Source organism: Pedobacter suwonensis (assembly GCF_007833675.1).
GTDB classification, from domain to species: Bacteria; Bacteroidota; Bacteroidia; order Sphingobacteriales; family Sphingobacteriaceae; genus Pedobacter; species Pedobacter suwonensis.
This window is the reverse complement of sequence record NZ_CP031708.1, coordinates 4,560,860-4,581,890: the sequence shown is the minus strand read 5'-3', so window position 1 is coordinate 4,581,890 and position 21,031 is coordinate 4,560,860. Positions and strand designations below refer to the sequence as shown.

At 40.7% G+C, this 21,031-nt stretch carries 14 protein-coding genes; 1 reads left to right on the top strand and 13 read right to left on the bottom strand.

Going from position 1 to position 21,031, the window contains the following annotated elements:
* Positions 1–97: 97 nt before the first annotated feature.
* The 5 genes from DV942_RS18960 to sucD all read right to left on the bottom strand — a co-directional run bounded on the left by DV942_RS18960 (position 98) and on the right by sucD (position 6,424).
* Complete coding sequence (locus DV942_RS18960; protein WP_145860165.1) at positions 98–2,482, bottom strand: ribonucleoside-diphosphate reductase subunit alpha; 2,385 nt, start codon at positions 2,480–2,482, stop codon at positions 98–100.
* 159 nt (positions 2,483–2,641) lie between these two features.
* Entirely contained in the window at positions 2,642–3,613 is a 972-nt protein-coding gene (locus DV942_RS18955) for a ribonucleoside-diphosphate reductase small subunit (RefSeq protein ID WP_090771670.1), read from the bottom strand.
* 454 nt (positions 3,614–4,067) lie between these two features.
* The gene (locus DV942_RS18950; RefSeq protein ID WP_090984688.1) at positions 4,068–4,448 is read right to left on the bottom strand and encodes a septal ring lytic transglycosylase RlpA family protein; all 381 of its coding nucleotides are present in this window, start codon (positions 4,446–4,448) and stop codon (positions 4,068–4,070) included.
* A gap of 144 nt (positions 4,449–4,592) precedes the next feature.
* Positions 4,593–5,096, bottom strand: coding sequence for a methionine-R-sulfoxide reductase (locus tag DV942_RS18945; protein WP_090984690.1), 504 nt, complete (start codon positions 5,094–5,096; stop codon positions 4,593–4,595).
* A gap of 455 nt (positions 5,097–5,551) precedes the next feature.
* Complete coding sequence (gene sucD, locus DV942_RS18940) at positions 5,552–6,424, bottom strand: succinate--CoA ligase subunit alpha (protein ID WP_090984694.1); 873 nt, start codon at positions 6,422–6,424, stop codon at positions 5,552–5,554.
* A 1,538-nt stretch (positions 6,425–7,962) separates the two neighbouring features.
* Between sucD and DV942_RS18935 the strand changes: the two genes are divergently transcribed.
* Positions 7,963–8,394: a cupin domain-containing protein gene (locus DV942_RS18935; RefSeq protein WP_145860162.1), complete on the top strand. Its 432-nt coding sequence runs from the start codon at positions 7,963–7,965 to the stop codon at positions 8,392–8,394.
* 157 nt (positions 8,395–8,551) lie between these two features.
* Here DV942_RS18935 and rlmF read toward each other — a convergent pair whose 3' ends face one another.
* From rlmF to DV942_RS18895, 8 genes are all read right to left on the bottom strand, one after another.
* The gene (gene rlmF, locus DV942_RS18930) at positions 8,552–9,520 is read right to left on the bottom strand and encodes a 23S rRNA (adenine(1618)-N(6))-methyltransferase RlmF (RefSeq protein ID WP_145860161.1); all 969 of its coding nucleotides are present in this window, start codon (positions 9,518–9,520) and stop codon (positions 8,552–8,554) included.
* A 945-nt stretch (positions 9,521–10,465) separates the two neighbouring features.
* On the bottom strand, positions 10,466–11,734 hold the full coding sequence (gene dctA / locus DV942_RS18925; RefSeq protein WP_145860159.1) for a C4-dicarboxylate transporter DctA: 1,269 nt from the start codon (positions 11,732–11,734) through the stop codon (positions 10,466–10,468).
* 169 nt (positions 11,735–11,903) lie between these two features.
* Positions 11,904–12,743 carry a cyanophycinase gene (locus DV942_RS18920; RefSeq protein ID WP_145860157.1) on the bottom strand — a complete coding sequence of 280 codons (840 nt, stop codon included), beginning with the start codon at positions 12,741–12,743 and terminating at the stop codon, positions 11,904–11,906.
* Positions 12,743–13,768 (bottom strand): isoaspartyl peptidase/L-asparaginase family protein, encoded by a 1,026-nt coding sequence (locus tag DV942_RS18915; RefSeq protein WP_145860155.1) that lies wholly within the window; start codon positions 13,766–13,768, stop codon positions 12,743–12,745. The genes DV942_RS18920 and DV942_RS18915 overlap by 1 nt, the downstream gene beginning before the upstream one ends.
* 5 nt (positions 13,769–13,773) lie before the next feature.
* Positions 13,774–14,865 carry a cyanophycinase gene (locus DV942_RS18910; protein WP_145860153.1) on the bottom strand — a complete coding sequence of 364 codons (1,092 nt, stop codon included), beginning with the start codon at positions 14,863–14,865 and terminating at the stop codon, positions 13,774–13,776.
* Positions 14,866–14,936: 71 nt separating this feature from the next.
* On the bottom strand, positions 14,937–16,328 hold the full coding sequence (locus tag DV942_RS18905) for a RagB/SusD family nutrient uptake outer membrane protein (protein ID WP_145860151.1): 1,392 nt from the start codon (positions 16,326–16,328) through the stop codon (positions 14,937–14,939).
* 11 nt (positions 16,329–16,339) lie between these two features.
* Positions 16,340–19,654: a SusC/RagA family TonB-linked outer membrane protein gene (locus tag DV942_RS18900; RefSeq protein ID WP_145860149.1), complete on the bottom strand. Its 3,315-nt coding sequence runs from the start codon at positions 19,652–19,654 to the stop codon at positions 16,340–16,342.
* A gap of 166 nt (positions 19,655–19,820) precedes the next feature.
* Positions 19,821–20,996 (bottom strand): FecR family protein, encoded by a 1,176-nt coding sequence (locus DV942_RS18895; protein WP_145860147.1) that lies wholly within the window; start codon positions 20,994–20,996, stop codon positions 19,821–19,823.
* Positions 20,997–21,031 lie beyond the last annotated feature (35 nt).

The window sequence follows — 21,031 nt, the reverse complement described above, 5'->3', positions numbered from 1 at the left end:
TATGATGAGAAGGGGTCGACTATTGCATTAAGATTGCTTCGTGCATCACAATGACGGCGCTAGCGACCTTAAATCTTCCGCCTTCCAACCCGCTACCTTAACCTGAGCAGCTAATACAACCTTCTTCCATGGTACAAACCGGGCCAGTGATGATTTCTTCTGCTACCTGATCTTGTGGGATTTCGGCAGGGATAACAGCTTCAATCGCTTTGCCGCCCTGGTTCTCTACGGTAAACTTAACCGCCTGAGAAGCCGCTTGTGTGCGCAAGTAGTACATACCGGTTTTCAAGCCTTTCTCCCATGCATAGAAGTGCATTGAAGTTAGTTTTGATGTGTTTGGTGCGTTTACGAACAGGTTTAATGATTGCGATTGGCAGATATAGGCACCACGGTCAGCAGCCATATCGATGATATTACGCATCTTGATTTCCCAAACGGTTTTATACAGTTCTTTAATGTAATCAGGAATTTCAGGAATAGCCTGGATTGATCCGTTGGCCAATATGATTTTGTTTTTCATATCATTGTTCCATAGACCTAAAGCGACTAAATCTTTCAATAAGTGTTTATTTACCACCACAAACTCTCCGCTTAATACACGGCGGGTGTAAATATTAGAAGTATAAGGCTCGAAACACTCATTGTTACCTAAAATCTGCGAGGTAGATGCAGTTGGCATCGGAGCAACCAATAATGAGTTGTACACACCATCTTTAACTACTTTTTCGCGCAATGTATCCCAATCCCAACGGCCGCTATCTGGCTTTACGTTCCACAGATCGAACTGGAATTTACCTTCAGATAATGGCGAATCTTTAAACGTTTGGTAAGGACCATGTTTTACTGCCAAATCGTGCGAAGCCGACATCGAAGCAAAATAAATGGTTTCGAAGATATCTTTGTTTAAACGTTTAGCCTCATCGCTTTCGAAAGGTAAACGCAACAGGATAAAGGCATCAGCCAGACCTTGCACACCTAAACCAACCGGACGATGGCGCATGTTGGAGTTTTCGGCTTCCTGAACAGGATAATAGTTGTGATCGATGATCTTATTCAGGTTTAAAGTAGCCTGATAAGTTACATCATATAATTTTTGGTGATCAAAAGCACCGTTGATTACAAAACGAGGCAATGCCAATGAAGCTAAGTTACAAACCGCAACCTCATCTTTAGAAGTATACTCGATAATTTCGGTACACAGGTTAGAACTTTTAATGGTACCTAAGTTCTGTTGGTTAGATTTGCTGTTCGCGGCATCTTTAAACAACATATAAGGTGTACCGGTTTCGATCTGCGAATCTAAGATAGCAAACCAAAGTTCCTGTGCTTTAATGGTTTTACGGCCACGCCCCTCGGTTTCATATTTAGTATACAATTCTTCAAATTCCTTACCGAAACAATCTGCCAAACCTGGTGCTTCGTGCGGACAGAATAAGGTCCAGTTGCCATTATCCTTAACACGTTGCATAAACAAGTCGTTGATCCACAAGGCATAGAACAAATCGCGTGCACGCATTTCTTCTTTACCGTGGTTTTTACGTAAATCTAAAAATTCGAAAACATCTGCATGCCAAGGCTCCAGATAAATAGCAAAAGCACCTTTACGTTTACCTCCACCCTGATCTACATAACGGGCGGTATCGTTAAATACACGTAACATTGGAATGATTCCGTTACTGGTACCATTTGTACCGCCAATGTATGAACCGGTAGCACGGATGTTGTGGATGCTTAAGCCGATACCACCTGCACTTTGCGAAATTTTAGCAGTTTGCTTTAAGGTATCGTAAATGCCTTCGATGCTGTCATCCTGCATGGTTAACAGGAAACATGAAGACATTTGAGGTTTTGGTGTAGCCGCGTTGAACAACGTTGGTGTTGCATGCGTAAACCAACGCTCGCTCATTAAATTATAGGTTTTAATGGCGCTTTCAATATCTTCTTTGTGGATACCAACCGAAACACGCATAAACAAATGCTGAGGGCGCTCCACAATCTGACCGTTAACTTTTAACAGGTACGATTTTTCCAGAGTTTTAAAACCAAAATAATCGAAACCGAAATCGCGGTCGTAAATGATCGAACTATCTAAAATATCCTTGTTTTTTTCAATGATCTCATAAATATCGTCAGCGATAAGAGGAGCCTCTTTCTGCGCTTTCGGGTCGAAATATTCGTACAACATCTTCATCGTACCCGAGAATGACTTGGTGGTGTTTTTATGTAAGTTGGAAACCGCAATGCGCGAGGCCAGCAAAGCATAGTCAGGGTGTTTTGTGGTTAACGAGGCAGCAGTTTCTGCAGCAAGGTTGTCCAACTCTGACGTGGTTACCCCATCGTATAAACCTTCAATTACCTTTTTGGCAACGTCAATCGGATCAACAAGATCTGAATTTAAACCATAGCAAAGTTTTTGAATACGCGCTGTGATTTTGTCAAATTGCACCGGTTCTTTCCGGCCATCTCTTTTTAGTACGAACATATTTTATGAGATTTAAGTTTTGTATTAGGTAGCGTGTATCAAGTATCAAGACTTGATGATCGCTTTATATTTTGTAATTTAATTAATTGGTATTAAGTAATGAGCCTCAGGTATCGAGATTACAACAACCTTCCACCCTCAACCTTCTAACCTTCCACCTTAGAAGTCTTCATCTAAAGAAAACGCTTGTGCTTTGTTATCTGCAGCAGTTAACACACCGCTTTTCTGATAATCGCCAACACGTTTTTCGAAGAAGTTGGTTTTACCCTGCAATGAAATCATTTCCATAAAATCGAAAGGATTGGTTGCATTGTATATTTTTTTGTAACCTAATTCCTGTAACCATCTGTCGGCTACAAACTCGATATACTGGCTCATTAATTTTGCATTCATGCCAATCAGGGCAACCGGCAATGCATCGGTAATAAATTCTTTTTCAATCTCAACTGCATCGCTGATAATGCCATGCACTTGTTCTTCACTCAATTTATTGCTCAACATGCTGTACAACAAGCAGGCAAATTCGCAGTGAGAACCTTCATCTCTTGAAATCAGCTCGTTACTGAAAGTTAAGCCCGGCATTAAACCACGTTTCTTCAACCAGAAAATTGAACAGAAACTACCGCTGAAGAAAATACCTTCAACCGCAGCAAAAGCTACTAAACGCTCAGCAAAGGTTCCGTTATCAATCCAACGTAAGGCCCATTCGGCCTTTCTTTTTACTGCCGGAACAGTATCGATGGCATGGAACAAACGATCCTTTTCTTCTGGATCTTTAATGTAGGTATCGATTAATAAAGCGTAGGTTTCTGAATGGATATTTTCCATCATAATCTGGAAGCCATAAAAACAGCGCGCTTCCGGAATCTGAACTTCGCTCATGAAATTTACTGCAAGATTTTCGTTTACAATACCGTCACTGGCTGCAAAAAAGGCTAAAATATGAGATATGAAATGCCTTTCACCGTCGTTAAGGTTCTCCCAATGCTTCAGGTCATCAGAAAGGTCGATTTCTTCGGCAGTCCAGAAACTGGCTTCCGTTCTTTTATACATCTCCCAAACTTTCGGATACTTAATCGGCAAAAGCACAAACCTGTCTTTGTTTTCTTGTAGTAATAATTCCTGTTCCATACGCTGATGTTTTTAAATCTTATTTTTTTCAGAGCCGACGAAGACATGCATCCATCAATTTTAATATGATGATTGTAATGTCTTGATCAAAACGCTGCTGTGAAAGTGTTAACCCTATTGTCCGGCAAACAACTGAATTTTTAGTTGCGAAAATTTAGAATGGTAATCTGAGAGATCTACTTATAATTAACTAAAAACTAAGCTTTTATATTTGTTTCCAAACGCAAGAAGTTAAAGAACTTTGTTATAACAAATATATATACGGGGGCTATTTTTTGTGAACCAAAGTTGTTAACACATCACCCAATTGCTGGGGAAAAACGATCAGCCTAATATCATTTTCAAGCAAAAAAAAAGCTAATTGTTTCTTTTAAAGGCTTTAACAAACGAAAATGAGTGTTAATAACTTAAATTTTAGGAGTATTTTGAGCTGTAAATAGAGCTAAAACGAGTATTATTCAACCGTATAACTGAGTTCTACTTTACCTATGCCTTTACGATAAATACCGATCTGTTTTGCAGCACGTTCAGACAAATCTATAGCCAATCTTTTAGAGAAAGGGCCACGGTCATTTACCTTAACTACCACAGACTTTCCGTTATCCGGATTGGTTACTTTAACCATGGTGCCGAATGGCAGGGTACGATGTGCAGCTGTGAGTTTTTTCGACCGGTACTTGGCGCCGCTGGTGGTTCGGTGCCCTTCGAATTTTCTGTGGTAATAAGTCGCGAGAACTGTTTTTTTGATACGATCCGGTTCATTTGATGAACCAGAATTTTGTGCTTTACCTTGTAAAAACAGGAAACAAAAACTTAATAACAGCAGATACTTCATAGGCTAAATTTTCTTTATCGAGCCAGCAAATATAAGCATTTAGTTTATAATCAATAATTTGTGGAAAAACAGTCTATTTTTGTGCATTAAAAAAGGCGTAAAGCTTATCGCCTTACGCCTCTACCTAACCCATCTACATCCACCTTATTTTTGATCCGGCACAAAGTTCATGGAAATCGAATTTACGCAATGACGGGTGTCTTTATTGGTAAATCCCTCGCCCAAAAACACGTGACCCAGATGCGCACCACAGTTGGCGCAAACAATTTCTGTACGTGAGCCGTCGGCATCCGGAATACGCTTAACAGCGCCTTTAATTTCATCATCAAAAGCAGGCCAGCCACAATGGGCATCGAACTTACTTTCTGAGCGGTATAGCGGGGCGTTACAACGTTTACACGTATAAGTTCCTTTATCTGTAGTATGTTCATATTTACCTGTACCAGGATATTCGGTACCCTTATGTACAATTACCCTTTCTTCTTCGGGCGTTAATGGATTCCAGTTCATCTTTTTCTTGGGTATAATTTGTGTCGCTTCTTTTGCCTGTTTTGTTTCTTTCTTATCCTGCTTTTGTGCACAGGCAGATAGCCCTGTAGTTAAAACAACAGCAGAAAGCAAAAATAGTTTATTTAACATCGTTTTCATACCTCAATATACGCTATAGATATTGTTTTGGTTTGCTGGTTTAAGGGTTTGTATTAGTGTTTACCTCACCCTGACAAAGTTTGATGCTCATTATCTTCTGTGCTGTCCCTCTCCTAAAGGAAAGGGAAACAAAATGAAGTGGTTTTAACCCGAAGCTAAACTTAACCAAAGGCATTAAGATTCTGCCTGCGTAGGAATGACGAACGAAAAACAATAACAAAGGCCAACTTTGTGTGCTTTGCGATTTGGTGTTCAAAACCAATTTTACGGTTAAAAAATGAGACCTACTTAAATCCTCGTTTTTCTCTGTGCCTTTCTTTATATACTCGGTGGTTTAATAAGGACAAACAAAACTTTGCGCGCTTTGCGACTGCTCTTTGCGTTCTTTGCGGTTAAACAAAAAAAGCGCTCCGAACCTAATCGAAACGCTTTTCTTTATGTAAATTTTAAAAATCTTACTTTGCCAATTCTTCTGCCATCGCAGCACCGATTTCAGCAGGACTTTCCACTACACGGATACCACACTCGCGCATGATTTTCATTTTTGCAGCTGCAGTATCATCGGCACCGCCAACAATAGCACCAGCGTGACCCATTCTACGTCCCGGAGGCGCAGTCTGACCAGCAATAAAACCAACAACAGGTTTAGTTCCGTTTTCTTTGATCCAACGTGCAGCTTCAGCTTCCATTCCACCGCCAATTTCACCAATCATGATGATACCGTGTGTTTCAGGATCGTTCATTAACAATTTTACGGCTTCTACGGTTGGGGTTCCGATAATCGGATCACCACCAATACCAATCGCAGTAGTAATGCCTAAACCAGCTTTAACCACCTGATCTACTGCTTCGTAAGTTAAAGTTCCTGATTTAGAAACCACACCTACATGACCTTTTTTGAAGATAAAACCTGGCATGATACCAATTTTAGCTTCATCAGCAGTGATTACACCAGGGCAGTTAGGACCGATAAGCGTCACATCACGATCTGCAATATATTCTTTAACCTGAATCATATCCTTTGTCGGGATACCTTCAGTAATACAAACAATAACTTTAATACCACCTTCGGCAGCTTCCATAATGGCATCAGCAGCAAAAGCCGGCGGTACAAAAATGATCGATACATTTGCACCTGTTTGATCAACGGCATCTTTAACAGTATTAAAAACAGGCTTTTCTAAATGTAATTGCCCACCTTTGCCAGGTGTTACACCACCAACTACGTTTGTACCATAGGCCAGCATCTGCTCAGCGTGGTAAGTTCCTTCGTTTCCGGTAAAACCCTGAACGATAACCTTAGAATCTTTATTTACTAAAACGCTCATGTATCAATATTTTTTTGTGCAAAGCTAATATTATTGAACTGGAATTCAAATCTAAAACTATATTATTTAGTCCGTTTTTTCAGTAAAATGTAAGGAAATGGTTTTAAGCCGAAAGGGGAAAGATTAAAGCTAAAAGCCTAAAGCAAATCAACGATTGTCTTACTATCATAAAAAAGATGCTATCGGGTTATCAACATCAACCGTAACCACCGATTTCTTCAATCGGAGTCGGTGTGGGGCAAGGTTAGAGACCGAAGAAACACAAATCGCTTATTTAGAAAAAATATTGGTTCTTTTGATGAGGAAATGAGCAGTCCCGTTCTTTTGGAGGGCTTCAGCTCCGCTCCCGTTCCTGCTCGGATGAAAATCCTACAGTGTGGACACAATTAATTATGATATTTTTCTTCCGCTCTATGCCGCGGTGGCATGGTAGTTTTTCGCAGAGGCAGTTGTTTTTCATTTGTGCTCAAGAATGCTACGCATTTTGGAGCGCCAAAGTACCCAAAGCGCTTCGTCAATCCAGCAATGAGCCTTTTGCACAATTCCAGGCGCATCAAAAAAACAGCGGCACTTCGTTTAATCAGTTATTGTTTATTTTTTCTTTGGTCTGATTGAGCCCTACGGGGTTTGTGTTCAATCTTTTTTTAAAAATTAAATCATCGTTATGAACACAAAACCACTGCGTTTAGGTTTGTTGGTGCAAGTTCATCTAGACTGCTACTGTTTTTTTGATTCCCCCGGCTCTTGGGATTGACAGTGTCCTTAGCTAAAATCAGTGCTTTATTAAAGTTGATTAGCAAAATGCCCATACCATTCTTAAAAAAGATGTGTCCACACGGTAGGATGAAAATCGGGAGCACCCACTAAGAATACGGGTTTAATAACAAAGGCCAGGTGCTTTTTGGCAACAGATCCCGAAGCAGCCCCCTCGGCAATAAACCTGACAGCAGCGAACACGTAGTGCAACGGAGTAAAGCGGATGGCAGGGCTAAAGACAGCCAAGAATTACTGCGCGTCCTTTTCCAAATTAAAAACATTAACGCTTAGGGTTAGCAAATGAGCAGTCCCGTTCTTTTGGAGGACTTCAGCCCCGCTCCCGTTCATCCTCCGATGAAACCTGTAAAACAAGCAAGCACACCAATAAACACAAAAAACAGTGCGTAAATCGGGAGCATCTACTAAGATCGCCCACCTGAAACGGGCAGGGGTTTAGTAACAAATGTGGGTGCTTTTAGGCACCCATAACCGGAGCAGCCCCCTCGGTAATAAACCTGACAGCAGCGAACACGTAGTGCAAGGGAGTAAAGCGGATGGCAGGACTAAAGACAGCCAAGAATTACTGCGCGTTCGTTTCCAAATTAAAAAAATATGCTTAGGGAAAGGGACGATGAAGAGTCCACCAAAACCGGGCCCACTCCGATCACGTTTAGTAACAAGTTTAAGTGATATTGGCTACAATAGGACAAAACATTTAAATTTACCTTAAAGACTAAAAACTAAAGCGGAAAGATAAGCTTAAGCCAATAACCTACATAAAAATGAGCCACAAGAGTTACCGAACATTAGCCGTACTATTTTTTATCCTCTTTGTTTCAATTGCCGCGAAAGCTCAAACAACTGACACCAGTAAATACATTTTGCAAAATGATGCTGAGGTAGCTAAGGAAGAAACAGGAACCCACAATGGCGGAGGTAAAACCATAGGCTTTAACTTTTTCTCCAATGCCAAAAACCTGAAAACAGCCTTTAGGAAAAGAATCCTGAAACCGGGCTCATCGATTGGTTACCACCTGCAAAAGGAGGATGAAATTTATTATGTGATCAGTGGAAAAGGAACCATGCAAATGAACGGAAAAACTTTTGCCGTTAAACCTGGCGATGCCATTTTAACCCGACCTGGCAGTTCGCACGGGATTGCGCCAGATCCAGGCAACAACCTAACCATTTTGATTGTTTATGAAAAAAAATGATTGGCAGTTTACAGTTGGCAGTTGGCAATTTTCAGTAAGCAGTTAATGAAAGTAATTGCAAAAAAAATGCCGAATGATAATATCCACTCGGCATTACTGTACCATCTGATTGGATTATGCAGCCAAAACTAACAACACCAAACTGCGGACTCCAAACTCAGACATTCCATCCTTTTACCCATTCATCCTGTGCTCTTTCATCCTGAAAAGTCCAGGCTACAAAGCGGCTTATTTTCTGGCCCTGGCTCATGATAACGGTACGCACTTCAAAAGCATTTGCTTTAACCAAAGCATTATAAATACTTTTTAGGTTTGCGCTTTTTGAAACGAGTGAACTGAACCATAACACCTGGTTTTTAATCTGCGCACTTTGGATAATCATCTGCTCCACAAAGGCACGTTCGCCTCCAGGACACCAAAGCTCGGCCTTATTGCCTCCAAAGTTTAATACATGTTTTACTTCTTTTTCATTTCCGCCCAGGTTGCGCCATTTTTGGCGGGTACCCTGTTCAGCTTCTTTTAAGGAAGAATGGAAAGGTGGATTACAAACCACGGCATCAAAACGCTCAGTTCTACCTACAATCCCCCTGAAAATACCCATTTTAGATGATTGCTGGCGGATTTCTATTGCACCCTGCAATGGTTTGTTGGCTTCAATAATGCGTTTTGCCGATTCAACTGAAAGTGGATCAATCTCCGACCCTACAAAACTCCATCCATACTCCTGATGACCGATAATCGGGTAAATGCAGTTAGCGCCTACGCCAATGTCCAACACGTTGATTTTAGTTCCTTTGGGATTTTTACCTTTATTGCTTGATCCCAGCAGGTCGGCAATATAATGGATGTAGTCTGCCCTGCCGGGAATAGGCGGACAAAGAAAATCCTGTGGAATATCCCATTGCTGAATATCGTAGAAATATTTCAACAGCGCCCTATTTAGTGCTTTTACGGCATTTTGATCAGCAAAATCGATTGAATCGTCGTTATGTTCGTTTTTAAAAACAAAACGTCTTAATTCTTTTGAAGCGGCAGTAAGTTGTTTGAAATTGTAACGCGAACGGTGTTTGTTGCGTGGATGTAACTCGCTTTTTTCTTTGCGGTTACTTTGTTCTTCTTGAGCCAATGTATTATGGATTAACTAAACAAGCTGTGTTGCCTGTTTCTGCTGCAAAGATATGGAAAAAGGTTGAGGGCGGGAAGGTTAAAGGTTAGAAGGCTTGAAAAACAACCGAATTAGCTTGGAGTCGGGCGTTTTTGGTTGGACTTAGCAGGCAAATCAGACACATAAGAAGGTTGAAGGCGGGAAGGTGAAAGATTGGGAGACTTGAAAAATAATCGAAATGGTTTGGAGTTGGGCGTTTTTAGTTGGGAGTAACAACTGCAGAAATAAAGCGATTGCCACTTTGATCCGATAGCTGTTGAATTTGTTTCAATAAATAAAAAGGTTGAAGGCGGGAAGGTTTTACGGATTGTCGTATGCTGAATTTATTTCAGCACCTCTCTGTCTATTAAGACCCTGAAATGAATTCAGGGTGACGACCATTTCAAATTAGTACCTGGTTTAGGTTCCAAAAGGGTACACCTATCGAACTCAGCTTAAAAATCACTTTTTTTGGAGCGCAAGACCTGTAGCAATTAAAGTCGGTTCCCGTGCTTCGCTATATCCCTAGCTGCGCTTCGGGGATACCGCTGCGCCCGGGGGCTATATCGAACTGTTAATGCAAGTCACAAAGTACAAAATGGCTAACAATTTGCAAATCGTTGCTTGGTTTCTTACAAGCCCCACCTTCAATAAACCTTATTGAAGCGGCTATCCTTTTTGGTGCAGAAACAAATAATGTGCCTGCAAACCCTCACAAAAAGATAATAGCGGAAAGAAGGACTGATCTAACCGAAAGGCAACAAACCCTCATTTACAGAAAACCTGATTCTTCAGTATTTCTCTAATAGTAAAGATCCTGAAATAAATCCAAACCATCGGATCAGGGTGACGCCTCGAGGGAGAACTCCAAACTAATCGTTTGCTTTCGAATTCCTGATCGCCTTATGCCAAACGCTCAACTCCAACCTAACCTTCCTCACCCTTTTCTATAGTTACAGGTTGAATGGCCTTCAGATATTTTTCTTCATCGAACTGGTTTTCACTTTTGGCAACCACAATAGTGGCCACGCCGTTTCCGATTACGTTGGTAATGGCCCTGGCCTCGCTCATAAAACGATCTACACCAATTAAAATAGAAATGTGCTCAATCGGCATTATTTTTAACGCGGTGAGGGTTGATACCAATACAATAAAACCACTTCCGGTTACACCTGCTGCCCCTTTTGAAGTGACCATAAGTACCCCTAAAACAGTAATCTGCTGACCTAATGTTAAATCGACATGAAAAACCTGGCAGAGAAATATCACTGCCATGGCCAGGTAAATCGCTGTACCATCGAGATTAAAAGAATAACCCGTTGGAATAACCAAACCCACCACCGATTTATCACAGCCAATGCTTTCCATTTTCTGCATCATACTGGGCAAAGCTGATTCTGAAGAGGAAGTACCCAATACGATTAATATCTCCTGGCGGATGTATTTAAGGTATTGCCAAAGACTGAATTTATAATAGCGGCAAATGGCATTTAACACAATAAAAATAAATAAAATGCAGGTTAAATAAACTGAGCCCATCAACTTTGCCATTCCGAAGATACTTTCCAGACCATGCGTACCAATGCTAAAAGCCATCCCACCAAAAGCTCCGATTGGCGCTAACCGCATAATCAGCTTCATAATTTTAAAAAGCACCTTCGAGATTTTATCGAAAGCATTTAAAATACTGGTTCCATCAGCCCCCAGCTTGTTCAATCCATAACCAAAAAGAATGGCAAACAGCAAAATCTGTAAAATATTTCCTTCTGCAAAAGCAGCCATTACATTATGTGGAATGATGTGAAGGAAAAATTCTCCCCAATTCATCTCTTTTGCCTGCTCGGCATATCCTGCGATTTTTGTAGCATCACCAGTTTTGGCTACCATTCCTGCACCCGGTTTTAAGATATTCGCCACCAGCAAACCAATGGCAATGGCAACAGTGCTTACAATTTCGAAATATAACAGTGCCTTACCACCAACCCGACCAACCTTTTTCATATCGCCCATGTGTGCGATACCCAACACAATGGTAAAAAATATAATCGGGGCAATTAACATGCTAATGAGGTTGATAAAACCCTCACTGATCATTTTGGCTGTTGGTGCGAAGCCAGGAAAGTAAGTACCCACACAGATCCCTATGACAATAGCGACCAAAACCTGAACTGTTAAATTGGAGAAAATCTTTTTCATTTATGATTTAGGAAAAATGAAAGATAAGTTAATTTTCCTTTTGTTAAACAGTTTGTTAATATTTGAATTAAAAATAAAAGCCTACCTTAATTTCTCAAGATAGGCTTTCCCTGAAAGCGATGGAATCGCCATGTTATTTGCGCACTCGTAAAAAATGAGCGCAAACGCATTAAGGCTTTATGTCAATCACATCACCTGCGGTAAAAATGCCAAAATCGGCCTGTTTAAATTTTAGCAAACCTTTACCGGTTTCTGTAAGCGACTTTGGATTGGCCAGACGAACGACCTGACTTTCGCCTGCAACAGTTGCTTTATTGCCATGAACAATGATTGCTGTGCTTTCATCAATACCTATACAAACCATATTGGGATGCGCTGCCAAGGCAGAAATTAACCGGTTATAACGGTTACGTTTTAAAAAATGTTGATCAATGATGGTGTTTTGCAACAAACCCATTCCTTCAGCAAATTCGATATTTTTATCCCATAGTTTATTGAAGGTTTCTTTATAAACGGTATCTAAAAGTTGTTTGCCGGTAATCATATACTTACTCATTACCGCAGCGCCAGCACTTGTTCCGGCAATAGTAGCTCCGTTTTGATAAGCCTTATGAATAGCAGCGTAAACCGGGGTATTCAGCACCGATTTCATAAAACGGTTCTGGTCTCCGCCTAAAATGTAAATCAGTTTTGCCCCGACTAGCGAATCAATCCAGTTTTTATCATTCACATCATGTTTATTGAAGTTAAAATTCCTGATCGCCCGGTTGTCAAGCTTCTTTAGCTGAGTAGAAAGGGTCCCGAAGCCTACATCAGGCAACTCGCTAGCCATTGGCAACACAATAATATAATCGTTCGCTTTTAGTGAAGCTGTATTCAGCATTTCTTGCATCAACGCATCGGACCGATCGCCACCTCCGATGATAAACAGCTTACCTTCAGGCTTTCCCTGGGCAGCCGCCATTAATGAAAGGCTGACCAGACATGTCATCAAAAATAGTTTCTTCATTATTTGTAAATATTTACCTCAATTTTTCCATCTGCGGTGATGGTGCCCCTGTACATGCCTTCGGTATTAAAAGGCATGGCTACATTACCTTTTTTATCTAATGCGATCAAACCACCGTCGCCGCCCATTTTGCCTACTTTATCCAATACAATTTTCGAAGCTTCTGCTACCGAAATACCTTTGTATTCCATTAAATCGGAAATGGTTTTGGCTACCACATTGCGGATGTAAAATTCGCCCCAGCCGGTACACGAAATACCTGCTGTTTCATTGTTACAATAAGTTCCTGCACCAATAATCGGCGCATCGCCCACCCTTCCATATTTTTTGTTGGTCATACCACCTGTTGATGTTCCTGCCGCCAGGTTGCCTGCCTGATCTAAAGCCACACAGCCTACGGTACCGAATTTATAATCGTGGTTTTTGATGCCAAGCAATCCTGATTTTTTACTGCCATGATCTAAAACTGCTTTAGTAGAATCCTCTTTAATGGCTTCCTGCAAACCGTTCCAACGTTCCTTTGTCCAGAAATACTTAGGATCTACAATTTCCAGTCCGGCATCTTTTGCAAACAGATCGGCCCCCGAACCCACCATCATTACATGTTCTGATTTTTCCATTACCGCCCTTGCTGCAGAAATGGGGTTTTTAACGGTTGTGACGCCAGCAATGGCTCCTGCCATCAAGGTTTTTCCGTCCATAATGGCGGCGTCCAGTTCATTTCGGCCATCATGAGTAAAAACTGCTCCTTTACCGGCATTAAAATGCGGATCGTTTTCCAAAACATGGATGGTTGCCTCAACTGCGTCGAGACTTGATTTACCTGCTTTAATTTCTGCATAACCGGCCTGCAAAGCCTTTGTTAAAGCGGCTACATAGGCAGCTTCTTTCTCTGGTGTCATGTTTTTCTTTAAAATGGTACCTGCACCACCGTGGATCACCATTACATATTTTTTCTGTTGTGCATTAACATTCAATGCCCATACAGTACATAACAATACTGTAAATAATTTCAATGCTTTCATTTTATCTATTGATCTTTTTTATTTAAAACTCCGTTATCTATCCACCAAGCGTACCATTTGCCACCGCTGGCTTCATTTACTTTAAAGGTAGCAACATTAAAACTTCCACCACCATTAACCGAGGCAGCAATTTCATAAACAGAAAAAGCCTTTCCGTCATTGTTCCAGTTTACACTTTGGTTTGCCTCAAACCGCTCCGGCTGTTTAGTCGCATCAGGAACAATAAAATATGCATAACTATAAGCCCTTGTGGCCGAATAATCACCAAAAACCTGTGCTTTTCCATTTTGATCAATACAAACAGCGGTGCGCTCATCAACAGCAATACATTTAGCCTGAACCGAAAAATCCTTATTAATCCTTCCTAGAAATACCAGAGACCTTCCCTCACGATCGCGGGTTAAATAGTGCTGGTCGGTAATTACATTTTGCAAATAAGGTGCTTTCAGAAAATCGTTATTGTACAAGGTAACATTAGCATGGTACGGATTTGCCAGTGCCTGCGCAGAAGTTAAGCCACCGGTTTCGCCACTGTAATAAAAACCACCTAAAATGGCACAACCTGCGCTGGTGCCGCCAACTGGTGCTTTTTTATCGTTTAGCAGAAAATTTAAGGCCTGTTCGGTTTTGGTGTCTTTCCAATATTTCATATAGTCAGACTGGTCGCCACCGGCAATGAAAACCATCTCTGCATTGCGGATCATGTAAGCAACGGTATCGTTGTTCGCCAGTTCTCTCGTATTAATAAGCAGCGTTTCTACAGAATTGACACTTCCCAAGCCATTGATATACCGATTGTAAGCGTCTGTTCCTGTAGCACGTAAAACCACCACATCGCCTCCACCGTTTCTTTCCATCATCCATTTAAAAGCGGCATCCACATCAGTTCCGCCACCCATTAAAACCATACCGCCACCCGTTGATCTGACCACATTGGCACTATCACCAACAATTCCGATTGATGCTGGCCTACGTTTGGCAACGGGTGTGTTTATACCATTGCTTGTTGAAGGAGGTACAACAGTTTCAGTTGCTTTACTACATCCCATAACAGAAAAACAGTATGCCATTAAAATGATAAGAAAGGATTGTTTCATTGTAAAAATTCAAGGGACACATCTATCGGCGTTCGGCAAACTTAACGTGATCAGGGTCAAAAAATATTTCTTTAATAATTAGGATTTTGAACGGTTTGTTTGTTTACTGAAATCTCCGCTGCAGGAATCGGGAATGCATATTGCGCCTGAGTGACCGGCAGGGTGATTGCTCCGGATGCATTTGCAGCATCGGCCGCCAACCTGACTACAGGTAAATTCCTTCTTTTCAAGTCGAAGAAACGGTGACCTTCAAAAGCCAGTTCTTTATATCTTTCATCAAGAATTGCTGTGATCAAAGTTGCTTTATCGGCAAAAGTAGCACTGGTATAACCATTAATACGGGCTGCACGTAAAGCATTTAAATCTCCAACCGCATCACCAGTTGATTCGGCTTCTGCTTCTGCTTTAATCAGGTACATTTCGCCCGTGCGGAACAATTTGATATCGGTTAAGCCTGGTGCAGTAGAAGTTCCGCCAATGTATTTATTTACCAGGTACTGCGATTTTGTACCCGTACGCGTAGCATCAAACTTAATGTAAGCCGGGTAACGCAGGTCGTTAACCTTATCAAAAGTATTGATCAATTTAAAAGCCGGAGCGTATAAGACAATTCCTCCTGTTTGCCGGAAATAAAACTCGCCCAGACGTGAATCTGTTGTGCCAACGCGTTTTGCTTTCCAAATGACTTCACTATCATTCGCATCTGTCCAGATACCTGGAAATTGCGCTTTTGTAGCAAGCGGAATAGCCGCAATAGCTTCGTTAGCGTAAGTAATTGCCTCACTCCAGTTTTTTTCATACAAAGCTAATCTGGCTTGTATAGCTGAAACAGCAGCTTTTGTAATACGGGTTTTATCTGTAAAAGTTGTTGGAATTAACGGTTTAGCGGCTACTAAATCTGCTTTTGCATTAGCAACAACTACTTCAAAATTGTCTCTTGCAGGGTAAATAATTGCAGAAGCTTTCATGTAAGGCACACCTAAAGCACCAGTTTGATAAGATGAGGCATAGTTACGGAGCAGCTCGAAGTGAAAATAAGCGCGCAAAGCAAGTAATTCGCCACGATAGCGTGCACCGGTTGCTGCGTCTGCTCCTGTTAGCGTTAATGCATCTAAACCTGCCAGGGTTCTGTTTATACGGTCTATCGCAACATAAAATGTATAATATTGAGACGTCACGGATCCACTACCTGCATTGTAAAGCCACCTGAAAGCATCGCTATTTCCAACCGTATTTTCTGTTGGAAACGTAGCTTCATCAGAAACGGTAGAAACTACACCAATGGTACCGCCGTCCAAAAGAGCGTAAGCACCAAGAACACCTAAATTGATATCATTGATATTTCTGTAAGCTTTATCTGGTGAGATGGTATCTGTTGGAACCAAATCCAATTTTGCGCACGACGATGTTAAAACTAACAACGAAAATAGCAGTAAGTATATTTGAGATATTTTATTAATCATTGCTGTAATTATTAAAAGTTAACGTTTAAACCTGCTGTGTAGGTTCTGGTGTTAGGATATTGGAAGCGGCCATAAACAGCATTGTTTTCCGGATCTAAACCTCTCCATTTTGTCCAGGTAAATAAGTTTTGTCCTTGAACGAAGATTTTAACACCTCTGATGATTTTGGTTTTTTCCAATAAACTTTTTGGTAAAGAATAACCCACATTTACATTTCTCAATCTAAGGAATGAAGCATCCTGAATATCTTTTGAGGTGAAGTTTCTTGGAAGATCGAATTTTTGTAAAATCGCGTCATTTCCTGTATCTCCAGGAACCTGCCACCTGTTTTCGAGCATCCTTACGGTTTGGTTACTGGTTGCATATCGCTGGTTTTCATTATAAAAATCTTCGTTGTTCCAACGCATTACGTTTGATACGAAAGAAAACAATGCTGATGCAGTAATGCCTTTGTAGCTTAATGAAGTATTAAAACCTCCCGTAAATGTTGGATATAAACTTCCGGAATTGGTGTTGCTTTGTGTGTTTAAATTATAGGCTGTTGTGATCGATCCATCAAGGTTATAATATTGAGGCTCTCCCGTTTGCGGATTCACACCTGCCCAATCTGGTGCAAAATAAGTGCCATAAGGCATCCCTACTTTTAAAATTCGCGTATCACCATCAGGATATGAATCCACTAAATCGGTAACATGCAAAATTTTGTTTTTATTATAACCTGCATTTACGCCAATAGTCCAGATAAAATCACGGTTTTTGACTACGTCTCCACTTACATCAAACTCCACTCCCCTGTTTCTCATGATACCAGCACTCAGGTTTAACTCAAGGAAGCCGGATGTTGCCGAAAGTGGTTGATTGATGAACATATTAGTAGTTTTTCTATTATAATAATCAACCGTAACGCGTAACCTATTGCTGAATACCGCTAAATCAAAACCAGTATTGAATTCTTTCACGTATTCCCAGTCAAAAGCATCATTGCCCGGGGTAGTTGCTCTTAATGCCGGAGCACCACCGTAAGAGGTATTCACTGCGTAAGTTGGTAAATACAAGAAATCGCCACCGAACGGACTTGCTGTTATACCATAACTTCCTCTTAGCCTTAAATCGTTAATTAATTCATTATTCTTTAAGAACTCTTCTCCTTTTACATTCCAGTTTGCACCGAATGAATAGAAACCGTGCCATTTATTTTCCGGTGCTACCCTGGTCGATCCGTCGTAACGATAGCTTCCTGTTAAAGTGTATTTATCATTATAAGTATATCTGGCTACGCCCATGATAGATGCCAGGGCATTTTTAGTTTTTCCACCAGTGGTACCTGGCAAAAATGTCGCGCTGCCATTTGTTGCACCTGCCGGTGTTTCCGGTAAACGACCATCGATACCGTAAGCACTAAAACCAAATGAATTGTAATTATTGTAAACGTATTCATAAAAAGCAGAAGCCTCAAAGTCATGAAGGTCATTGAATTTCTTCGCGTAAGTTAAGCCGGTAGTTGAAATAATATTAAAGTTTCTTCTGCTCGCATCAGTTAAACGACCTTTTCCACCTAATGTATTGGCTACACTTCTTGATCCATAATAAGAATCCGGATTAATGAATTGCTGGTCAGTTGACTGACGGTAATCAATACCCGCCCTGGTCGTTACTTTTAATTCAGGTAAAATCTGATAAGCAAAAGCGGTGCTGATGATGGATTTTAATTGTTCTGTTTTATCTGATGAATTCAGTAAACGTTCTAGAGCCTGACTTCCTTCACGCTGATCTAAGATGAAATATTGGGATCTGTTTCCCGGGTGTACCAAGGTACCGTCAGATGCATAGGGTTTTTCATAAGGCAAAGCATAATAAACCGAAGCCATAGCCGTACCAGCGCCTGTTCCGCCCTCACCTTCAGTAAAGCTTGATTGCGAATAGCCAATAGACACATTGGTACTTCCGCTAAATTTACCATCATTAAAATCTAAATTACTTCTTAATGAGTAGCGATCCAATCCGGTACGTTTCGCTACGCCTTCCTGACTATAATAGTTTAATGAATTGTAAAAGCGAAGTTTATCATTTCCACCGCTAATGCTCACTTGTTGTTCCTGAAACTTACCGCGCTGGAAGAAAATATCTCTCCAATCGGTATTGATCTGCTTTAAACTGTCGATGATATAATCAGCACGTGCACGTGATGCTGCGGTTCCTGCAGCGTAAGTTGGGTTTTTAGGAGAGTATGTCCAGCCCGGGCCGAGATTACGGCCGAAAGTTGCGCCAATTTCTTCTTCGAACTGTAAACGCTGAGCAGTGTTCATCATCTCGAAATTTGGCCTGCTTAAATTAGAGAAACCATATTGTGAAGTATAATTAACCGCAATTTTACCTGCCTTACCTTTTTTGCTCGTAAGCACAATTACGCCATTCGATCCTCTTGAACCATATAGTGCTTTTGCGGATGCATCTTTCAACACCGTTGCCGATTCAATATCTTCCGGGTTAATGGTTTGGAAATAACCGGCTTCGATCGGTACACCATCTAAAACGAATAATGGCGTGGATGAACCGTTCACGCTTCCAATACCACGAATGACAACTGATGCACTTTGACCCGGCTGTCCGGTGGTGGAAATTACACTCATTCCAGGTACACGGCCTTGTAAAATCTGATCGACTGTTAATCCCGGAACTGTATTAATTTTATCAGCAGTAACCAAAGAACTCGCTGCAGCTGATTGTGTTTTAGTATAGTTGGTATAACCAGTCACTACCACATCACTTAAAGTGCCTGCTGATGGCGTTAATTTCAACGTACCCATCTGTGACTTTGCCATTACTTCTCTATCCATGTAACCAATGTATGAGATAACCAATACCGCATTTTCGTTGACATTTCTAATGACAAAATTTCCATCGCTATCGGTAACTGAAGCAGCCGGTTGCCCCTTAACCTTTACCGAAGCGCCAGGCATGGGGTTTCCATTCTCATCAACAATTTTACCTGTTACATCAATCGCTTTACTATTATTATTGTTGCTCTTGGCAAGGGGCATAATTAAAATGGTATTTTCTTTAATTTCCCAGCTAAAAGGCTGCGATTTTAAAACCTGTGCAAGTACCTCTTTGATTTCGGCATGTTTAACATCAACTGTTACCGGTTTCGCCAGTTTTTCAATCAAATCTGCATCATACAGGAAAAAATAACCGCTTTGTTTCTTAATTTCTTTCAGAACACGTACAAGAGGCACGTTTTTTTGGTTTATGCTAATGTTCTGGGAAAATGCCGATGCACTAACCTGTAAGCATAAAACCGTTATTAAAACAACAAAAAGTTTCATTGTTCTAATACAGGTTAGGTTAAAATAACTTGTAACCAGCCCTGCCGCCTTTAAGGCATTGGACCGATTACTTTGAGTGTAAAAGTTCATACATTCAGTTTGGTTTAAATTTAAATTGATTAGGTTATTTGTGGGTTAATTGAGAAAGCCGTTCTGGGATAGGCAATTATTTTTCTGGCAATACGGTTAACTTCTTTCCATGGCCTATTTCGAACCTGATATTTCCGGTCTTCTCCAGCATTTTTAATACTTCAGATAGTTTGGCCTTACGTGGAACCATACCGTTATATTTTTTATTCGGGATACTACGATAATCGATTTGAACATCGTACCACCTTTCTAATTGCTTCAGAATACCTTTCAGGTCGGCATTGTTAAATTGAAAAAGACCATTTTTCCATGCCGTCTCGTCGTCTGTATCTACATCAGTTGCCAGCCTGATACCGTTACCCGAAACCTCTGTAATGGCTTGCTCGCCAGGTTTCAAAATTTTTACGGACTGGCCATTGCTAATCCGAACACGGCCTTCGAGTAAAGTGGTTTTAATGGTATTGTTGTCTAAATAGCTATTGATATTAAAATGTGTACCCAACACTTCCACATCCTGCTGATGACTTTTGACATGGAAAGGTTGTGCCTTATTTTTAGCTACTTCGAAATAGGCCTCTCCCATAAGTTCTACACTACGTTCGTTCCCACTAAATACTTCCCGATACCTTAAAGAGGATGCAGCATTTAGCCAAACTTTTGTGCCATCTGGCAAAATCACCTGGTATTGACCACCTTTAGGCGTTTGAATGGTATTATAGGCAACTGTTGATCCTGATTTTAGATTGCTTTGGTTTAAAACGGTATATACCAATTGGCCTTCTTTTGTCTTTGAAATTTTTAAACCATCTTTTTCGCTAATATTAGCGGCAGTATGGTCATCTAAAACAACTTTTGAACCATCAGCAAGGGTTAAAACAGCTTTATCCTTACCTGGGAGAACATCCAGGAATTTTTGAGTGACCAATTCAGGCTTGAGCAATGGCCTGGTTTGATGAAAAAAAGCGAAGGTTAGTCCAAAAACAATCAGCAAAATAGCCGCTGCTGCGCCATACTGATATAAACGGATGGTTTTACGTTTTTGATCTACATTAATTTTAGCATTAATCGCCGAAAAATTATCAGCAGCCATTTTAGCTATTTCTTCGGTATTAAGCTGATCGAGGATATCAGCATTTTTATCCAAATACTGATAGTATTTTTCTACAAAAATAATTTCATCTGCCGTAGCTGTACCCGACACATAACGCTGAATGATTTTTTGTAATTCTTTTTGAGGTTTGAAGGCGTTCATTTTTTCCGGCTTTATATAGATGTACCGGAAAGCAC

Coding starts and splice junctions, on each gene's coding strand:
- DV942_RS18945 (WP_090984690.1), bottom strand. CDS start 5,096: ATGAAAACGATGTTAAATAAACTATTTTTGCTTTCTGCTGTTGTTTTA.
- DV942_RS18910 (WP_145860153.1), bottom strand. CDS start 14,865: ATGAAACAATCCTTTCTTATCATTTTAATGGCATACTGTTTTTCTGTT.
- sucD (WP_090984694.1), bottom strand. CDS start 6,424: ATGAGCGTTTTAGTAAATAAAGATTCTAAGGTTATCGTTCAGGGTTTT.
- DV942_RS18900 (WP_145860149.1), bottom strand. CDS start 19,654: ATGAAACTTTTTGTTGTTTTAATAACGGTTTTATGCTTACAGGTTAGT.
- DV942_RS18920 (WP_145860157.1), bottom strand. CDS start 12,743: ATGAAGAAACTATTTTTGATGACATGTCTGGTCAGCCTTTCATTAATG.
- DV942_RS18935 (WP_145860162.1), top strand. CDS start 7,963: ATGAGCCACAAGAGTTACCGAACATTAGCCGTACTATTTTTTATCCTC.
- DV942_RS18895 (WP_145860147.1), bottom strand. CDS start 20,996: ATGAACGCCTTCAAACCTCAAAAAGAATTACAAAAAATCATTCAGCGT.
- DV942_RS18955 (WP_090771670.1), bottom strand. CDS start 3,613: ATGGAACAGGAATTATTACTACAAGAAAACAAAGACAGGTTTGTGCTT.
- DV942_RS18960 (WP_145860165.1), bottom strand. CDS start 2,482: ATGTTCGTACTAAAAAGAGATGGCCGGAAAGAACCGGTGCAATTTGAC.
- DV942_RS18915 (WP_145860155.1), bottom strand. CDS start 13,768: ATGAAAGCATTGAAATTATTTACAGTATTGTTATGTACTGTATGGGCA.
- dctA (WP_145860159.1), bottom strand. CDS start 11,734: ATGAAAAAGATTTTCTCCAATTTAACAGTTCAGGTTTTGGTCGCTATT.
- DV942_RS18905 (WP_145860151.1), bottom strand. CDS start 16,328: ATGATTAATAAAATATCTCAAATATACTTACTGCTATTTTCGTTGTTA.
- DV942_RS18950 (WP_090984688.1), bottom strand. CDS start 4,448: ATGAAGTATCTGCTGTTATTAAGTTTTTGTTTCCTGTTTTTACAAGGT.